17 protein-coding genes are annotated in these 17,079 nt (G+C 69.1%); 8 read left to right on the top strand and 9 right to left on the bottom strand.

Annotation, left to right across the window (positions count from 1 at the left end; all coding sequences use genetic code 11):
- The first annotated feature begins 12 nt into the window (after positions 1-12).
- The 5 genes from ACFQ79_RS00620 to trxA all read left to right on the top strand — a co-directional run bounded on the left by ACFQ79_RS00620 (position 13) and on the right by trxA (position 4,976).
- Positions 13-1,737 carry a protein kinase family protein gene (locus tag ACFQ79_RS00620; RefSeq protein ID WP_383578411.1) on the top strand — a complete coding sequence of 575 codons (1,725 nt, stop codon included), beginning with the start codon at positions 13-15 and terminating at the stop codon, positions 1,735-1,737.
- Positions 1,738-1,846: 109 nt separating this feature from the next.
- The gene (gene sigM / locus ACFQ79_RS00615; protein WP_383578409.1) at positions 1,847-2,557 is read left to right on the top strand and encodes an RNA polymerase sigma factor SigM; all 711 of its coding nucleotides are present in this window, start codon (positions 1,847-1,849) and stop codon (positions 2,555-2,557) included.
- Positions 2,554-3,492, top strand: coding sequence for a zf-HC2 domain-containing protein (locus ACFQ79_RS00610; RefSeq protein WP_383578406.1), 939 nt, complete (start codon positions 2,554-2,556; stop codon positions 3,490-3,492). The genes sigM and ACFQ79_RS00610 overlap by 4 nt, the downstream gene beginning before the upstream one ends.
- Before the next feature lie 139 nt (positions 3,493-3,631).
- Complete coding sequence (trxB, locus tag ACFQ79_RS00605; RefSeq protein ID WP_383578404.1) at positions 3,632-4,597, top strand: thioredoxin-disulfide reductase; 966 nt, start codon at positions 3,632-3,634, stop codon at positions 4,595-4,597.
- Positions 4,598-4,643: 46 nt separating this feature from the next.
- The gene (gene trxA / locus ACFQ79_RS00600; RefSeq protein WP_030321223.1) at positions 4,644-4,976 is read left to right on the top strand and encodes a thioredoxin; all 333 of its coding nucleotides are present in this window, start codon (positions 4,644-4,646) and stop codon (positions 4,974-4,976) included.
- Positions 4,977-5,088: 112 nt separating this feature from the next.
- On the opposite strand, the gene ACFQ79_RS00595 is transcribed toward trxA, so the two are convergent.
- The 9 genes from ACFQ79_RS00595 to rpmH form a co-directional block, all read right to left on the bottom strand.
- Positions 5,089-5,706 carry a GNAT family N-acetyltransferase gene (locus tag ACFQ79_RS00595; protein ID WP_383578402.1) on the bottom strand — a complete coding sequence of 206 codons (618 nt, stop codon included), beginning with the start codon at positions 5,704-5,706 and terminating at the stop codon, positions 5,089-5,091.
- Between the two features lie 159 nt (positions 5,707-5,865).
- A complete protein-coding gene (locus ACFQ79_RS00590; protein ID WP_383578400.1) occupies positions 5,866-6,954 on the bottom strand; it encodes a ParB/RepB/Spo0J family partition protein in 1,089 nt (362 codons plus the stop codon).
- Positions 6,951-8,027, bottom strand: coding sequence for a ParA family protein (locus ACFQ79_RS00585; RefSeq protein WP_078944828.1), 1,077 nt, complete (start codon positions 8,025-8,027; stop codon positions 6,951-6,953). Before ACFQ79_RS00585 ends, ACFQ79_RS00590 begins: the two co-directional genes overlap by 4 nt.
- Before the next feature lie 236 nt (positions 8,028-8,263).
- Positions 8,264-8,980 carry a 16S rRNA (guanine(527)-N(7))-methyltransferase RsmG gene (rsmG, locus tag ACFQ79_RS00580; protein ID WP_383578398.1) on the bottom strand — a complete coding sequence of 239 codons (717 nt, stop codon included), beginning with the start codon at positions 8,978-8,980 and terminating at the stop codon, positions 8,264-8,266.
- Between the two features lie 118 nt (positions 8,981-9,098).
- Positions 9,099-9,608 carry a R3H domain-containing nucleic acid-binding protein gene (locus tag ACFQ79_RS00575; protein ID WP_030321234.1) on the bottom strand — a complete coding sequence of 170 codons (510 nt, stop codon included), beginning with the start codon at positions 9,606-9,608 and terminating at the stop codon, positions 9,099-9,101.
- 29 nt (positions 9,609-9,637) lie between these two features.
- A complete protein-coding gene (gene yidC / locus ACFQ79_RS00570; protein ID WP_383578396.1) occupies positions 9,638-10,978 on the bottom strand; it encodes a membrane protein insertase YidC in 1,341 nt (446 codons plus the stop codon).
- A gap of 3 nt (positions 10,979-10,981) precedes the next feature.
- Complete coding sequence (yidD, locus tag ACFQ79_RS00565) at positions 10,982-11,308, bottom strand: membrane protein insertion efficiency factor YidD (RefSeq protein WP_015034858.1); 327 nt, start codon at positions 11,306-11,308, stop codon at positions 10,982-10,984.
- The gene (rnpA, locus tag ACFQ79_RS00560; RefSeq protein WP_148003355.1) at positions 11,305-11,676 is read right to left on the bottom strand and encodes a ribonuclease P protein component; all 372 of its coding nucleotides are present in this window, start codon (positions 11,674-11,676) and stop codon (positions 11,305-11,307) included. The genes yidD and rnpA overlap by 4 nt, the downstream gene beginning before the upstream one ends.
- A gap of 20 nt (positions 11,677-11,696) precedes the next feature.
- A complete protein-coding gene (gene rpmH / locus ACFQ79_RS00555) occupies positions 11,697-11,834 on the bottom strand; it encodes a 50S ribosomal protein L34 (protein WP_030205020.1) in 138 nt (45 codons plus the stop codon).
- Between the two features lie 396 nt (positions 11,835-12,230).
- Here rpmH and dnaA point away from each other — a divergent pair, with 396 nt between their 5' ends.
- The 3 genes from dnaA to gnd all read left to right on the top strand — a co-directional run bounded on the left by dnaA (position 12,231) and on the right by gnd (position 17,063).
- Positions 12,231-13,994, top strand: a complete 1,764-nt coding sequence (dnaA, locus tag ACFQ79_RS00550; RefSeq protein WP_383578394.1) for a chromosomal replication initiator protein DnaA — start codon at positions 12,231-12,233, stop codon at positions 13,992-13,994.
- A gap of 939 nt (positions 13,995-14,933) precedes the next feature.
- Positions 14,934-16,064, top strand: a complete 1,131-nt coding sequence (gene dnaN / locus ACFQ79_RS00545; RefSeq protein ID WP_030205035.1) for a DNA polymerase III subunit beta — start codon at positions 14,934-14,936, stop codon at positions 16,062-16,064.
- Between the two features lie 120 nt (positions 16,065-16,184).
- Positions 16,185-17,063 carry a phosphogluconate dehydrogenase (NAD(+)-dependent, decarboxylating) gene (gnd, locus tag ACFQ79_RS00540; RefSeq protein WP_026058396.1) on the top strand — a complete coding sequence of 293 codons (879 nt, stop codon included), beginning with the start codon at positions 16,185-16,187 and terminating at the stop codon, positions 17,061-17,063.
- Positions 17,064-17,079 lie beyond the last annotated feature (16 nt).

Genomic DNA, 17,079 nt, shown 5'->3' with positions numbered 1-17,079 from the left:
GCAGGAACGACGGTGGCGGAACGTAGCACGGCTGCCGTCGACGTGGCCGACAACAGCGGTGACGACCCGCTGACCGCCAAGGCGGACACGGCCGCGACCGACGGGGTGGCGGACAAGAAGAAGACGGCGGAACAGCCCGCCGAGGCCACGGACAAGAAGGCGGTCGAACGACAGAGCGGCGAACAGCCCTCCATCACGGCTCCGGAACTGCACAGCGGCCACAAACTGGCCCGGCGCTACCGGCTGGAGGAGTGCGTCACCCGTCTGGACGGCTTCAGCAGTTGGCGTGCCGTCGACGAGAAACTCAGGCGTGCCGTCGGGGTCCACCTGCTGCCCGCCGACCACCCCCGGGCCCGTTCGGTCCTGGCCGCGGCGCGTTCCTCGGCCCTCCTCGGCGACCCCCGCTTCGTGCAGGTCCTCGACGCCGTCGAGGAGAACGACCTCGTGTACGTCGTGCACGAGTGGCTGCCCGACTCCACCGAGCTGACCACGCTGCTCGCGGCCGGCCCCCTGGAGCCCCACGACGCCTACCAGCTCGTCAGCCAGGTCTCCCAGGCCATGGCCGCCGCCCACCGCGAAGGCCTCGCCCACCTCCGGCTCACGCCGAGTGCCGTCCTGCGCAGCTCCACCGGCCAGTACCGGATCCGCGGCCTGGCCGTGAACGCCGCCCTGCGCGGCATCACCGCCGAACGTCCGCAGCGCAGCGACACCGAGGCCATCGGCGCGCTCCTGTACGCCGCGCTCACCCAGCGCTGGCCGTACGACAGCGACGCCTACGGGCTCTCCGGCCTGCCCAAGGGCGTCGGCCTGCTCCCGCCCGACCAGGTCCGCGCCGGTGTCCACCGGGGTCTCTCCGAGATCGCCATGCGCGCCCTGGCCAACGACGGGGCCACCGCCTCGCGCCAGGAGCCGCCCTGCACCACTCCGGACGAGCTGGCCAGGGCCGTGGCCGCCATGCCGCGTGTGAAGCCCCCGGAGCCCGAGTTCACCGCCCCGCCCGAGTACCAGCGCACGACGTACCAGCAGGGCACGTACGGGCGTCCTCAGGCGCGTCCGGCGCCCACCCAGCCGGTGGTCGTCCCGCCGCCCCCGCTGCAGAGCCGTACCGGCAGGGCCCTGAAGTGGGCCGTCTCGGCCCTCCTGATCGCCGCCCTGGGCCTCGGCAGCTGGCAGATCGCGGACCGGCTCCTCGGCCAGGACAGCACGCCCAAGCAGCCGAACATCGCACCGACGGTCGACGACGAGAAGCCCCAGCCGCCCAAGCCGCTCACGATCCGTTCCGCCGAGGAGTACGCCCCCGACGGTCTGCCGCAGAACCCCGACGGTGTCGGCAACACCTACGACAGCGACAGCTCCTCGTACTGGCGCACCAAGACCTTCGTCGGCGGCCCCGTCCTGGCGCCGTACAAGCAGGGCGTCGGGATCGTCTACGACCTCGGGAGCGAACAGAACGTCTCGTCCGCGTCCATAGGGCTCCGCTACAGCGGTCCGAAGACCGCGATCACCCTGTACGCGGCGGACTCGTTGTCGCCCTCGGGCACCGTGGACTCCATGAAGCAGATCGCCACGGTCGAGACCTCCGACTCGACGGCGAAGCCGGAGACCAAGACCCCGGTCAAGACCCGCTACGTGCTCCTCTGGATGACCGCGGTGCCGTACTCCAGCGGTGACCAGTACTTCGGGGCCGGCTACAAGCAGGCCATCACCAACCTGCAGTTCCAGGGGACCACCCCCTAGCCACCGCGACACGCCCCACCGATGAGCGCCGAGCCCAGTCGGCGCTCATTTACTTCCGGGCACGGACCGGATTGAATGCCTGCACGGCTGCCGAGCGAGGAGGGGAACCGTGGCACCAGCGGCTGACGATCCCCGGACCGCGACGGACGACGACCTTCTGGCCCGTCATGTCGCCGGGGACCCGGACGCCTTCGGTGAGCTCGTACGGCGCCACCGCGACCGGCTCTGGGCGGTGGCCCTGCGCACCCTGGGGGACCGCGAGGAGGCCGCTGACGCCGTCCAGGACGCCCTGTTGTCGGCCTTCCGGGCCGCCCACACCTTCCGCGGTCAGTCGGCCGTCACAACGTGGCTCCATCGCATCACGGTGAACGCATGCCTCGACCGTCTCCGCAAGACGGCCTCGCGCAGGACCTCACCGGTCGATGACAACGACCGCTTCGAGCAGCTCCTCGAACCCCACGAGTCCGCCGAGGCCCCTGTGGAGCGCCAGGACGTCCACCGTGAAGTCCTCGCCGCACTGGCTTCGATCCCCGCCGACCAGCGCGCCGCCCTCGTCCTGGTCGACATGCAGGGATACCCGGTCGCGGAGGCGGCCCGTATCCTCGGCGTTCCCACCGGCACGGTGAAGAGCCGCTGCGCGCGCGGGCGGGCACGGCTGCTTCCGATGGTCACTCATCTGCGCGTCGACACCGTGGGTAACGAAGCCCCTGATGGGGGAAGGAACCGGACGCCGGGGACATCCGTCCCACCGGTGCCGGGGTCGACGGACACCGGACCGACTGATCCAGCTGCTGTGAAGGGCGGAGGTGGGCGCACGTGACTTCCACGGCCGGCAGGGCCAACACCACACAGCACCCGGACGTCTCGGAGATCTCCGATCTGACCGAGGGGCTCCTCTCACCGACCCGCTCGGCCGCCGTCCGGCGGCACCTGGACGGCTGCCCCCTCTGCGCTGATGTACGCACCTCCCTGGAGGAGATCCGAGGACTGCTCGGCACCCTTCCCGGGCCGCCCCGCATGCCCGCGGACATCGCCGGACGGATCGATGCCGCCCTCGCCGCCGAAGCCCTCCTCAACGCCACCACGCCGGGCAGCGACACCGCCGTTTCACGTGAAACATCGCCCGCCACCGCCGCGGCGGCTCCCACGGACGCTCCCGGCCCCGTCACGGACCGCCCCGCCGGCCGCTCCGGTGCCGCCACCGGCCCCGGGCGGACCGGGAAGCCCCGCCGCCGGCGCATCGCCCTGCTCTCGACGCTCGGCGCCGCCTTCGGCGCCGTGGTCCTCGGCACGAGCCTCTATCTCAGCCAGGCGGGCAACCTCACCGCCGGCGGCGAGGCGGGCGACACCAAGAAGGCCGACGCCGTCGCCGGGGCCGCCCTGAGCCCCTTCTCGGGCTCACCGGTCGAGGACCGGGTCCGCGCCCTCCTGACCGAGGACCGCTCCGCCGGGACACCCCGCGGAATCGGACCGGAATCGATGTCCGCCGAGGCCGAGACCGAGGCACCCCAGCGGAACAGGGACACCGCGATCCCCGGTTGTGTCCTGGCCGGCACCGGCCGCTCCGACGCGGTCCTGGAACACGAGCAGGGCGAGTACCAGGGGAAGCCCGCCTATCTGCTGGTGCTCACCGATCCCGCGGACAGCAGCCGGGTCCAGGCCTATGTGGTCGACGCCACCTGCGCGGAACAGACCGCCGGCAGCGGAAGCGCGGACGCTGAACTGCTGTTCAGCGAGACGTACCCGCGGTCCTGACCTCTCTCCGCGTCCGACGGCGGTGCCGCGCGGCGGTTTCGGGAATGTACGCCCCTTAGGATCCGTTGGGTGGGGTGAGAGTGACCGAGACAACCGCCCCCGTAGGCAGTGCCAGTCTGCAGAGACGAGGAAGAAACCCGTGAGCGACGTCCGTAACGTGATCATTATCGGCTCCGGGCCCGCGGGTTACACCGCTGCGCTCTACACCGCCCGAGCGTCGCTGAACCCCCTGGTCTTCGAAGGTGCCGTCACCGCCGGTGGCGCGCTCATGAACACGACCGAGGTCGAGAACTTCCCCGGCTTCCGCGACGGCATCATGGGCCCGGACCTGATGGACAACATGCGGGCCCAGGCCGAGCGCTTCGGCGCCGAGCTCATCCCCGACGACATCATCGCCGTGGACCTGTCGGGCGAGATCAAGACCGTCACCGACACCGCCGGCACCGTGCACCGCGCCAAGGCCGTCATCGTCACCACCGGCTCGCAGCACCGCAAGCTCGGCCTCCCGAACGAGGACGCTCTCTCCGGCCGCGGTGTCTCCTGGTGCGCCACCTGCGACGGGTTCTTCTTCAAGGACCAGGACATCGCCGTCGTCGGCGGCGGCGACACCGCGATCGAGGAGGCCACCTTCCTCTCGCGCTTCGCCAAGACGGTCACCATCGTCCACCGCCGGGACACTCTCCGTGCCTCGAAGGCCATGCAGGAGCGCGCCTTCGCCGACCCGAAGATTTCCTTCGCCTGGGACAGCGAGGTCACCGAGATCCACGGCGAGCAGAAGCTCAGCGGCCTGACCCTGCGCGACACGAAGACCGGCGAGACCCGCCAGCTGCCCGTCACCGGCCTCTTCATCGCCGTGGGCCACGACCCGCGGACCGAGCTCTTCAAGGGCCAGCTGGACCTCGACGAGGAGGGCTACCTCAAGGTCGCCGCCCCGTCGACGCGCACCAACCTCACGGGTGTCTTCGGCGCCGGCGACGTCGTCGACCACACCTACCGTCAGGCCATCACGGCCGCCGGCACCGGCTGCTCCGCCGCGCTGGACGCCGAGCGCTTCCTGGCCGCCCTCGCCGACAGCGAGAAGCTGGCCGAGACCCCCGCGGTCTGACCCCGTCTCTCCTCACCCCACACCCCGCGAGATCAAGGAGGCCGCTGTGGCCCTGAAGACTGTGACCGACGCTTCCTTCGAAGAGGACGTCCTCAAGAGCGACAAGCCCGTCCTGGTGGACTTCTGGGCCGAGTGGTGCGGCCCGTGCCGCCAGATCGCCCCGTCGCTGGAGGCCATCGCCGCCGAGCACGGCGAGATCGAGATCGTGAAGCTCAACATCGACCAGAACCCGGCCACGGCCGCCAAGTACGGCGTCATGTCCATCCCGACGCTGAACGTCTACCAGGGCGGCGAGGTCGTGAAGACGATCGTCGGTGCCAAGCCGAAGGCCGCCATCCTGCGCGACCTCGAGGGCTTCGTCGAGCCGACCAAGGCCTGACACCCACTTCCCGCTGCTGTTTCACCGTTTCACGTGAAACAGCAGCAGCGTTTCACGTGAAACAGAGACGGCCCGCCCCCTTCCGGGGGCGGGCCGTTCTCGTGTCCCGACGCTACAGAGGCCGCAGTACGGGTTCCTTCTGGACCACCCCGAGGAGCCGGTCGAGCGCCATCTCGACGTCCTCCTTCCAGGAGAGCGTCGTCCGAAGTTCCAGCCGCAGCCTGGGGAAGGCCGGATGCGGCCGCACCGTCTTGAAGCCGACCGCCAGGAGATGATCGGCCGGCAGCACACAGGCCGGCTCCTTCCAGCGGGCGTCCCCGAACGCCTCGATGGCCTTGAAGCCCCTCCGCAGCAGATCCTTGGCCACGGTCTGTACGACCATTCGGCCGAGCCCCTGCCCCTGATAGCCGGGCATGATCCAGGCCGTCATCAACTGCGCGGCATCGGCCGCCACAGGGCTCGTGGGAAAGGCCGTGGAACGCGGCACATAGGCCGGGGGAGCGTAGAGGACGTAGCCGACCGGCACGTCGTCGACATAGACCACCCGGCCGCAGGAGCCCCACTCCAGGAGGACCCCCGAGATCCAGGCCTCCTTCTCCGCCTCCGAACGCCCCGCCTTCACCGCGGCTTCTCCGCTGACCGGGTCGAGCTCCCAGAAGACACAGGAGCGACACCGCTTGGGCAGATCCGGAAGGTTGTCCAGCGTGAGCGGTACGAGCCGACGCCCCACGGCCGCGCCTCACTTCCCTCGCGATCGAGCACGGATACGCCTCCTGGAATCGTATCGATCAGCTGATCGGGACGACACCGCTCCATGGCAAAGGGCGGGCCGTGTTCCGGAGAAACCGGAGCACGGCCCGCCCTCAGCGGCCTTGGACGGCGGAAGGCCTCAGCCCTCCGCTCCCTTCTCGGCGTTCTTCTGGTCCATGACCCGCCCCTCGCCGGGAGCCAGGGTCGCCAGGATGCGGTCCAGATCCTCCACCGAGGCGAACTCGACGACGATCTTTCCCTTCTTCTGACCGAGGTCGACCTTCACCCGGGTCTCGAAGCGGTCCGAAAGACGGGAAGCGAGATCCGTCAGCGCGGGCGAGACCCGGCCACCGGCACGCGGCTTCGTCGGCTTGACCGCATCGCCGGGCTCCTCGGAGCCCATGAGGCTGACCATCTCCTCGACGGTGCGCACCGAGAGACCCTCGGAGACGATCCGGTACGCCAGCTTGTCCTGGGCCTCCGGGTCCTCGACACCGAGCAGCGCCCGCGCGTGGCCGGCGGAGAGCACTCCGGCGGCGACCCGGCGCTGCACCGGCGGGGAGAGCCGCAGCAGTCGCAGCGTGTTGGAGATCTGCGGGCGGGAGCGCCCGATCCGCTCCGCGAGCTGGTCGTGGGTGCAGCCGAAGTCCTTGAGCAGCTGCTCGTAGGCGTGAGCCTCTTCGATCGCGTTCAGCTGGGCGCGGTGGAGGTTCTCCAGGAGCGCGTCCAGGAGCATCTTCTCGTCGTCGGTGTCCCGGACGATCGCGGGGATCCGCTCGAGTCCGGCTTCCTTGGACGCCCGAAGACGCCGCTCACCCATGACCAGCTCATAGCTCTCGTCATCGGTCTTGCGCACGACCACGGGCTGGAGGAGGCCGACCTCCTTGATGGAGACGACGAGCTCCGCCAGCGCGTCCTCGTCGAAGACCTCACGGGGCTGGTGCCGGTTGGGAACGATGGAGTCGAGCGGAAGCTCGGTGAAGTAGGCCCCCGCCGGAGGCTCCGGCCGGACGACCGGCTCGGCCTCGTTCCACGACGGAGCCGACTCCGGGGACTGCGCGCTCTGCGGGAGGGACGCCAGCTTCGCGGCCGCCACCCCACGGCCCGAGGGCATGGCCGGGGCCACACCCTGCGAGGCCACGCCACCCGACGGCGACTGCCGTTCCTGGGGAGCAGCGGGGATCAGCGCACCGAGCCCACGCCCCAATCCCCTACGTCGCTCACTCACTGGATCCCCTCCGACATGCTGCGCTGGTGGTTCTGGTGCCCGACATGGGCGTGCTGCGGGTCATAGTGCACGGCGGCCCCCCGCAGGGCGATCTCACGGGCCGCTTCGAGATACGACAGGGCACCGCTGGAGCCCGGGTCGTAGGTGAGGACCGTCTGCCCGTAGCTCGGTGCCTCCGAGATACGGACGGACCTCGGAATGCTGGTCCGCAGCACCTCCTCGGCGAAGTGGGTGCGCACCTCGTCGGCGACCTGGGAGGCGAGCCTCGTCCGGCCGTCGTACATGGTGAGCAGGATCGTCGAGACATGGAGCGCCGGGTTGAGGTGCCCCCGGACCAGGTCGACGTTCCGCAGGAGCTGGCCGAGCCCCTCCAGTGCGTAGTACTCGCACTGGATCGGGATCAGCACCTCGGCTCCGGCCACCATGGCGTTGACCGTGAGGAGACCGAGCGAGGGCGGGCAGTCGATCAGGATGTAATCGAGCGGCTGCTCGTAGGCCTGGATCGCCCGCTGCAGGCGGCTCTCACGGGCCACGAGCGAGACCAGCTCGATCTCCGCGCCGGCGAGGTCGATGGTCGCGGGGGCGCAGAACAGGCCCTCGACATCCATGACCGGCTGCACGACTTCGGAGAGCGGCCTGCTGTCCACAAGAACGTCGTAGATCGAGGGGACCTCGGCGTGGTGATCGATGCCAAGGGCCGTGGAGGCGTTGCCCTGAGGGTCGAGGTCGATGACCAGGACCCGGGCCCCGTGCAGGGCGAGGGACGCGGCAAGGTTGACCGTCGTGGTCGTCTTGCCCACGCCGCCCTTCTGATTGGCGACCACCATCACGCGGGTCTGCGCCGGGCGGGGAAGTCCCTCGCCGGCACGACCCAGCGCCTCTACTGCCAGCTGGGCAGCACGACCAATGGGGGTGTCGTCCATCGGGGGCGGTGTTTCACGTGAAACATCCTCCCCCACCGATTCGGTTCGGGGACCGGGGACCGGATCGGTCATCGGTCCCGCGATGTTGGCGTCGGACCGCAAGGATTCACTCTCCTCGGCTTCAGGCTCGCGATGGGGAGAGCCTGCCATGCTTTCGGGGTCGTGAACCAGCGAGGCCGGTGGTTCTGTGGGTGAATCCACCTCTGTGGACATCTCCGTAACCCTCGCGGGTGGGTTCACGCGGGGTCGACGGTCCCGGGGCGTGGCAGCCGCGCGACCGCGGCTGATGATCCCCTGCAGCAGTGAGCGATGTTTCACGTGAAACACCATGCCCCCGCTGCCCGGCCGGGACCGCTCGACACTCCGAAATGGTACGAATGCGACGCTCAGCGCCGCCGGCGGGTCTTGCTCGTCCGGGCGGCCTTGGCGCGCTTGGCCGCGAACCGCACACCGCCCGGGCTCTCGCCGACCTCCACCCGCACGACCGTGGACAGCGGATCGACGATCCCCTCGCCCACCTGTACCACCGAGGTCTCCACCACACCGAGACGGGAGAGCGCGGCGCGTGCTCCGTTGATCTCCTCCTCCGCGGTGTCGCCCTTGAGTGCCAGCATCTCCCCGTACGGACGCAGCAGGGGAACTCCCCAGCCGGCCAGCCGGTCGAGCGGCGCCACCGCGCGGGCCGTCACCACGTGCACCGGCGTGATCTTGCCCAGCATCTCCTCCGCGCGCCCCCGGACCACGGTCACATGGTCCAGGCCGAGCAGCTCGACGACCTCCTGGAGGAAGTTCGTCCGGCGGAGAAGCGGCTCCAGGAGCGTGATCTTCAGGTCGCGCCGGACCAGAGCCAGCGGGATGCCGGGAAGCCCGGCGCCCGAGCCCACGTCGCAGACGGTGACGCCCTCGGGAACGACCTCGGAGAGAACCGCACAGTTCAGCAGGTGCCGTTCCCACAGCCGCGGGACCTCACGCGGGCCGATCAGACCGCGCTTCACACCCGCGTCCGCGAGGAGCTCCGCGTACCGCACGGCCTCCGGGAAGTACTCACCGAAGACTGTCCGCGCCTGCTCCGGAGCCTCGGGGAGCTCCGCTTCCTCCGTCACGGGAACCGTCCTTCCGTACCGCACGCATCAGGTGCGGGCGCACTGTGGTGGCTGACTATCAAGGCTGACAAAGATCGGCCCCGCCTGCGAACAGACGGGGCCGACACTACGTGAGGCTTCAGGCCGGGAGTACAACGACGAAGCGCTGCGGCTCCTCGCCCTCGGACTCGCTGCGCAGACCGGCGGCGGCGATCGCGTCGTGCACGACCTTGCGCTCGAACGGCGTCATCGGGTCCAGCTTGACCGGCTGGCCGGTGGACTTGACCTCGCCCGCGGCCTTGGCGCCCAGCTCGGCGAGCTCGGCACGCTTCTTGGCCCGGAATCCGGCGATGTCGAGCATCAGACGGCTGCGGTCGCCGGTCTCCCGGTGGACGGCCAGCCGGGTCAGCTCCTGGAGCGCCTCCAGGACCTCGCCGTCGCGGCCCACGAGCTTCTGCAGCTCACGAGCCGAGTCGCTGATGATCGAGACCGCGGCCCGGTCCGCCTCGACGTCCATGTCGATGTCGCCGTCGAGATCGGCGATGTCGAGCAGGCCCTCGAGGTAGTCGGCCGCGATCTCACCCTCCTGCTCCAGGCGGGTCAGGGTGTCGCCACCCTCGGCGGCGGCGGAGGTGGTGCCTTCCGTCACGGATGGACTCCTTCTTGCTTCGGCGAGGCTTACTTCTTGGAGGACGGGTGCTTGGGCCGCTGCTGGCCCTTGCGCTGACCGGACTTGCCCTGCTGACGGGACCCTCCGGAGTTGGCGCGGGGACGCGCGGGCTTGTCGCCCTGCGCCTCGCCCTGGGCCTCGCCCTTGGGCTCTTCCTTGGCGGCGGCCTTGGCCGAGTCCTGGGGCTTCTTCTCGAGCGAGGTGGTCGGCGCCTCTTCGGCGGCCGGCTCGGAAGCTTCCTCGGTGTCCTTGGCCGTGGCGTGCTGGGCCGCGGCGGCCTGGCGCTGGGCCTTGCTCTGACGCTTGGGCTGCTGGCGCTTGGCGACGGAGCCGCCCTCGGCCTCGGCCTCGATGGTGTCGCTCTTGATCACGGTGCCGTCGGCCTGGGCGGCGAAGCCGGCCTTGGTCAGACCCGAGAAGAAGCGTCGCTCGTTCTCGTTGCGGTCGCTGGTGCTCTTGGCGACGATCACCTTGACGATGGCCTTGCGCCGACGGCCGCGGACCTCTTCGTGCTGCGTGATGCTCTTCAGCAGACGCTGCAGGTAGGAGTCCTGCGCCTTGCTGCCCGGGGTCGGGTTCTGGTTGATCACGTACATCTGCTGGCCCATGGTCCACACGTTGGTGGTCAGCCAGTAGACGAGGACACCGACGGGGAAGTTGATGCCCATGACGGCGAAGATCACCGGGAAGATGTACATGAGCATCTTCTGCTGCTGCATGTACGGGGTCTTCACCGAGAGGTCGACGTTCTTCATCATCAGCTGGCGCTGGGTGAAGAACTGCGAGGCCGACATCATGACGATCATGACCGCGGTGACGATGCGGACCGAGACCAGCGAGGCGTCGAGCGCGGCGACCTCGGCGGCGGAGTCGGTGAACTTCGACGCCAGCGGGGCACCGAAGATGTGGGCCTGACGGGCGCTGGCCAGCAGCGTGTCGTCGATGACACCGATGGTCTTGCCCGAGGCGATGCTGGAGAGCACGTGGTACAGGGCGAAGAAGAACGGCGACTGCGCCAGGATGGGAAGGCACGAGGAGAGCGGGTTGGTACCCGTCTCCTTGTACAGCTTCATCATCTCTTCGGACTGACGCTGCTTGTCGCTCTTGTAGCGCTCCTGGATCGCCTTCATCTTCGGCTGGAGCGCCTGCATGTTCCGCGTCGACTTGATCTGCTTGACGAACAGCGGGATCAGACAGATACGGATCAGCACCACGAGGGACACGATGGACAGGCCCCAGGCCCAGCCCGTGTCAGGGCCGAAGATCGCCCCGTACACCTTGTGGAACTGGACGATCACCCATGAGACAGGTGTGGTGATGAAGCTGAACAGACTGGCAATCGTGTCCACTAATCAGGCTCCTTGAGCATTGGGCGAGGTCTCTGCGGCCGGGCTCGTCTCGGCGGTGGACCCGCCCTTGTCGCCGCGCAGCGCGTTCCTCAGCATTTCGTGCCAGCGCGGGCGCTTACGCGGGGGGACATGGTCCACGCCGCCGGGCGACCACGGGTTGCACCGCAGGATGCGCCAGGCGGTCAGGGCTGTGCCCTTGATCGCGCCATGCCGGTCGATGGCCGTGAATCCGTAGTGGGAACACGACGGGTAGTACCGGCAGACGGGCCCGAGAAGCGGGCTGATCGTCCACTGGTACAGCTTGATGAGAGCCAGCAGCGGGTACTTCATCGCGCGCCCCCTCCCAGCAGCCGCTGAAGAGCGGCGTCCAGGTCTCGGGACAGCTGTGCGTGTTCGGCGTCGCCGGCTCCGGGCAACGCCCGTACGACCACCAGGCTACCGGGGGGCAGCTCGGAGAGCCGGTCGCGGACGAGGTGGCGCAGACGACGCTTCACTTGGTTGCGTACGACCGCACCGCCCACGGCCTTGCTCACGACGAAACCCGCACGTGCCGGGGGAGCGCTCTCCCCAGGCGCGTGCGGGTTCGTTGCACCGCTGCGTAGGTGGACGACAAGGAGCGGGCGACCGGCCCGGCGACCTCGGCGTACCGCGGTTGCGAAGTCCTCGCGCCGCCTCAGCCGATTCTCGGTAGGCAGCACGTCATGACCTGTTAAGCAGATCAGGCGGACAGCTCAGAGCGACCCTTGGAACGGCGGTTCGCAAGGATGGCTCGGCCGGCACGCGTACGCATCCGCAGGCGGAAGCCGTGGGTCTTGGCGCGACGACGGTTGTTCGGCTGGAAGGTGCGCTTGCTCACTCGGGGGCTCCAGAAATGATTCGTAGATGGCGGGACATCGCCTGGCTGTCACCGTGCGCCCACGAGTAGCTCGCAATACGCCCGAGTGCACCGCTACACGTTCACAGACCGTGATCTTTGCCCATCGGAGGCAGGCGGCAGCAGCCATCGACAACTCGACCTGGTCACGGTACGCGCGGCTACGCCATCCGGTCAAACCGACCTGTCGCCACCTCCCATTGTGCACAGGCTGTGGACAACAACTTGAACCACGTCAGCCGCCGCGACTACCGTGGTTGGACTCCACAATCTTTTCCGTTCTGTCCAAACCTGTCCTCATGGATCTGTCCTCACGGACATCGACCCACCGTCCCCCGAGAACCACACCATCGTGGGACCTGCGAGAAAGCGTGCCCTGTGGCTGACGTTCCTGCTGATCTTGCCGCAGTGTGGCCACGTGTCCTCGAGCATCTCCTCGCAGAGGGCCAGCAGGGAATCGAGCCCAAGGACAAGCAGTGGATCGAGCGCTGCCAGCCCCTCGCCCTGGTCGCCGACACGGCGCTCCTCGCCGTACCCAACGAGTGGGGCAAGCGCGTCCTCGAAGGCCGGCTCGCCCCGCTGATCAGCGAGACCCTCAGCCGTGAGTGCGGCCGCCCGATCCGGATCGCGATCACCGTCGACGACTCCGTCGGCGAGCCGACCCCGCCGGCGCCCCCGCTGCAGCAGTCGCAGCAGCCGCGCTACGACGAGCGCCAGCAGCCCGAGCCGTACGACAAGTACGACGGCGGCTACGGTCACCGGCCGATGCCCGACGACGGGCTGCCCACCGCCCGCCCGGCCTACCCGGACTACTCGCAGCAGCGCCCCGACCCCGGCGCCTGGCCGCGCACCCAGGAGGACCTGTCCTGGCAGCAGCCCCGGCTGGGCGGCTACCAGGAGCGGGCTCCGTACACCGGCCCGACCGGCCCCGAGCAGTCCCGGCCGTCGCGGTACGACGAGCCGCCCCGCGGCTACGAGCAGCAGCGGCCCGAGCGCGCCGAGCTGCCCGACCCGCAGAACCACGGGGTCCGTCCCGGTCCCAGGCCCGGCGGCCCGGGCGGCGGCCACGGTTCCTCCGCCGCGCAGGGCGCCGGCGCGCCCGGTGAGCAGCACGCGCGGCTGAACCCCAAGTACCTCTTCGACACCTTCGTCATCGGTTCCTCGAACCGCTTCGCGCACGCTGCCGCGGTCGCGGTGGCCGAGGCGCCGGCGAAGGCGTACAACCCGCTCTTCATCTACGGGGAGTCGGGCCTCGGCAAGACCCATCTGCTGCACGCGATCGGACACTACGCGCGGAGCCTCTACCCGGGCACGCGCGTGCGGTACGTGAGCTCGGAGGAGTTCACGAACGAGTTCATCAACTCGATCCGCGACGGCAAGGGCGACGCCTTCCGGAAGCGCTACCGCGATGTGGACATCCTGCTCGTCGACGACATCCAGTTCCTCGCGAGCAAGGAGTCGACGCAGGAGGAGTTCTTCCACACCTTCAACACCCTCCACAACGCGAACAAGCAGATCGTGCTCTCCTCCGACCGGCCGCCCCGGCAGCTGGTGACCCTGGAGGACCGGCTCCGCAACCGTTTCGAGTGGGGCCTCACCACCGATGTGCAGCCGCCGGAACTGGAGACGCGTATCGCGATCCTCCGCAAGAAGGCGGTGCAGGACCAGCTCAACGCCCCGCCGGAGGTGCTGGAGTTCATCGCGTCGCGGATCTCCCGGAACATCCGTGAGCTGGAGGGCGCGCTGATCCGGGTGACGGCCTTCGCGAGCCTCAACCGGCAGCCGGTGGACCTCGGGCTCACCGAGATCGTCCTCAAGGACCTGATCCCGGGCGGCGAGGACTCGTCGCCGGAGATCACGGCGCCGGCCATCATGGCGGCCACCGCCGACTACTTCGGTCTGACGGTGGAGGACCTCTGCGGATCCTCGCGCAGCCGTGTCCTGGTGACGGCGCGGCAGATCGCCATGTATCTGTGCCGCGAGCTCACGGACCTGTCGCTGCCGAAGATCGGCGCGCAGTTCGGCGGCCGTGACCATACGACGGTGATGCACGCGGACCGGAAGATCCGCGCGCTGATGGCGGAGCGGCGCTCCATCTACAACCAGGTCACCGAGCTCACCAACCGCATCAAGAACGGCTGACGGCCGCCTCCCTCGCCGACCGGCCTCCGAAGGGCGCCCCGGGACACCTCCCGGGGCGCCCTTCGGCATTCCCGGAGCGGCTTCCACACAGCCCTCCCCACAGACCTCCACGCACCCCTCCACCCCGCTCTCGACGGCCCCGCCGGGGCATCGCCAGGGCGCTCATGGGGCACTCATGGGGCGCTTCTGTTCGCTGTGCACAGCTGTGTACGAGCCCGGGCTGTTCGATTACTCCGTTCCGGTGGCGGGTTCTCCACAGATTGCGGGATGATCTCCCGTCCACAGGGTGGGGACTGTCGAGTTATCCGGATTGTGTCCACAGGCCGGCCTGGTGACAGAGCATCACTCCAGGTCAGGCCCCTGTGGAATTGTGAGCAAACGATCTCCACAGGCTGTGGATGAATCTTTCGTCCACAGGGGGCCCGCAAAGTTGTCCACTGGCTGCCCACAGGCGGAGCTCGGTTGCCCACAGCTTCTCCACACCCCTGTCCACTGTTCGGCAACGAAACACCCCCGCTCACTGGGCCGAGTGAAAGCCGTCACACCAAGGGAGACGTTTGGGCTGTGGGGAACCTGGGGAAAGCTGGGGACAGCGCTGGGGAGAACTCCCCGTGGCCTGTGTATCGGGTGTGCAGAACTTTCGGGTGTCCACAGAGAACCCCAGTTGTCCACCGACGTCACCCACAGGACCAGTGGACAAAAAACCGGGCCTGACCTGCGAAAACGACGTTATCCACCGTTTCCACAGGCCCTACTACTACTCCCACTCAGAGTTAGCTAGGAATCCGCTTCGAAGTGGGACCTGTGCACAACTCGGCGCCGGAGCTCCGACGCGCCCTCGTCGCGACTTGACCCCGAGCAGCACCGAGTGTCGGCGGCGTACGTCAGACTGGTTCCCGCAGTCGACGAAGAGCCAGCAACAAGCAGGAGGCGGTTCCGGTGAAGATCCGGGTGGAGCGCGACGTACTTGCCGAGGCGGTGGCCTGGGTGGCCCGCAGCCTCCCGGCCCGTCCGCCGGCCCCCGTTCTCGCGGGCCTTCTGCTGAAGGCCGAGGACGGCGCGCTGAGCTTCTCGAGCTTCGACTACGAGGTCTCGGCCCGTGTCTCCGTCGAGGCCGAGGTGGAGGAGGACGGCACCGTCCTCGTCTCCGGCCGGCTGCTCGCCGACATCTGCCGCGCTCTCCCCAACCGGCCGGTGGAGATCTCCACAGACGGTGTACGGGCGACCGTGGTCTGCGGCTCCTCCCGCTTCACCCTCCACACCCTGCCTGTGGAGGAGTACCCCGCCCTCCCCGAGATGCCCACCGCGACCGGCACCGTCCCCGGTGAGGTCTTCGCCTCCGCCGCCGCGCAGGTGGCCATCGCCGCCGGCCGCGACGACACGCTGCCCGTGCTCACCGGTGTGCGCATCGAGATCGAGGGCGACACGGTCACCCTGGCCTCCACCGACCGCTACCGCTTCGCGGTCCGCGAGTTCCTGTGGAAGCCGGAGTCCCCGGACGCCTCCGCGGTCGCCCTGGTGCCCGCGAAGACCCTCCTGGACACCGCCAAGGCGCTCACGAGCGGCGACACGGTCACCCTGGCGCTCTCGGGCTCCGGCAAGGGCGAGGGCCTCATCGGCTTCGAGGGCGCGGGCCGCCGCACCACCACCCGTCTCCTCGAGGGCGACCTGCCGAAGTACCGGACGCTCTTCCCCACCGAGTTCAACTCGGTCGCGGTCATCGAGACCGCCCCGTTCGTCGAGGCCGTCAAGCGTGTGGCCCTGGTGGCCGAGCGCAACACCCCGGTCCGGCTGAGCTTCGAGCAGGGCGTGCTGATCCTGGAGGCCGGCTCCAGCGACGACGCACAGGCTGTGGAGCGCGTCGACGCGCAGCTCGAGGGCGACGACATCTCGATCGCCTTCAACCCGACCTTCCTGCTGGACGGCCTGAGCGCGATCGACTCCCCGGTCGCCCAGCTCTCCTTCACGACCTCCACCAAGCCGGCGCTGCTGAGCGGCAAGCCGGCCGTGGACGCCGAGGCGGACGAGGCGTACAAGTACCTGATCATGCCGGTGCGCCTCAGCGGCTGAGCCGGCTGACGTCGGTCTCTTCGGGGAATCGCCTGAGCGGCTGACCCCACAGGTGTGCACCCGGGTCCGGGCGTAGGCTCGGATCCGGGTAAACCGCACACGACGCTTAAGGAATCTCTGATGGAGCTCGGTCTCGTCGGTCTCGGCAAGATGGGCGGCAACATGCGTGAGCGCATCCGCCGCGCAGGCCACACCGTCATCGGATACGACCGCAATCCGGACCTCGCCGATGTCCACAGCCTCGAGGAGCTTGTGGGCAAGCTCAAGGGGCCCCGCGTCGTGTGGGTCATGGTTCCGGCCGGTGCCGCGACCCAGTCCACCATCGACGAGCTGGCCGACCTGCTCTCCCCCGGCGACATCGTCGTGGACGGCGGCAACTCCCGCTGGACGGACGACGAGAAGCACGCCGAGGAGCTGGCGGCCAAGGGCATCGGCTTCGTCGACTGCGGCGTCTCCGGTGGCGTCTGGGGCCTGGAGAACGGCTACGCGCTGATGTACGGCGGCTCCGCCGAGGACGTCGCGAGGGTCCAGCCGATCTTCGACGCGCTCAAGCCCGAGGGCGAGTTCGGCTCCGTGCACGCCGGCAAGGTCGGCGCCGGCCACTTCGCCAAGATGGTCCACAACGGCATCGAGTACGCGATGATGCAGGCCTACGCCGAGGGCTGGGAGCTCCTGGAGAAGGTCGACTCCGTCACCGACGTGCGCGAGGTCTTCCGCTCCTGGCAGGAGGGCACGGTCATCCGTTCCTGGCTGCTGGACCTCGCGGTCAACGCCCTGGACGAGGACGAGCACCTGGACAAGCTGCGCGGCTACGCGTCGGACTCCGGCGAGGGCCGCTGGACGGTCGAGGCCGCCATCGACAACGCGGTGCCGCTGCCGGCGATCACCGCCTCGCTGTTCGCGCGGTTCGCCTCCCGCCAGGACGACTCCCCGCAGATGAAGATGATCGCCGCGCTGCGCAACCAGTTCGGTGGCCACGCGGTCGAGACGAAGAAGTAATCCACAGGCTGTGCAC

The organism is Streptomyces sp. NPDC056480, from assembly GCF_042795405.1.
Classification (GTDB): domain Bacteria; phylum Actinomycetota; class Actinomycetes; order Streptomycetales; family Streptomycetaceae; genus Streptomyces.
The sequence above is the reverse complement of the archived record's forward strand: the minus strand, read 5'-3'. Positions and strand labels throughout refer to the sequence as shown.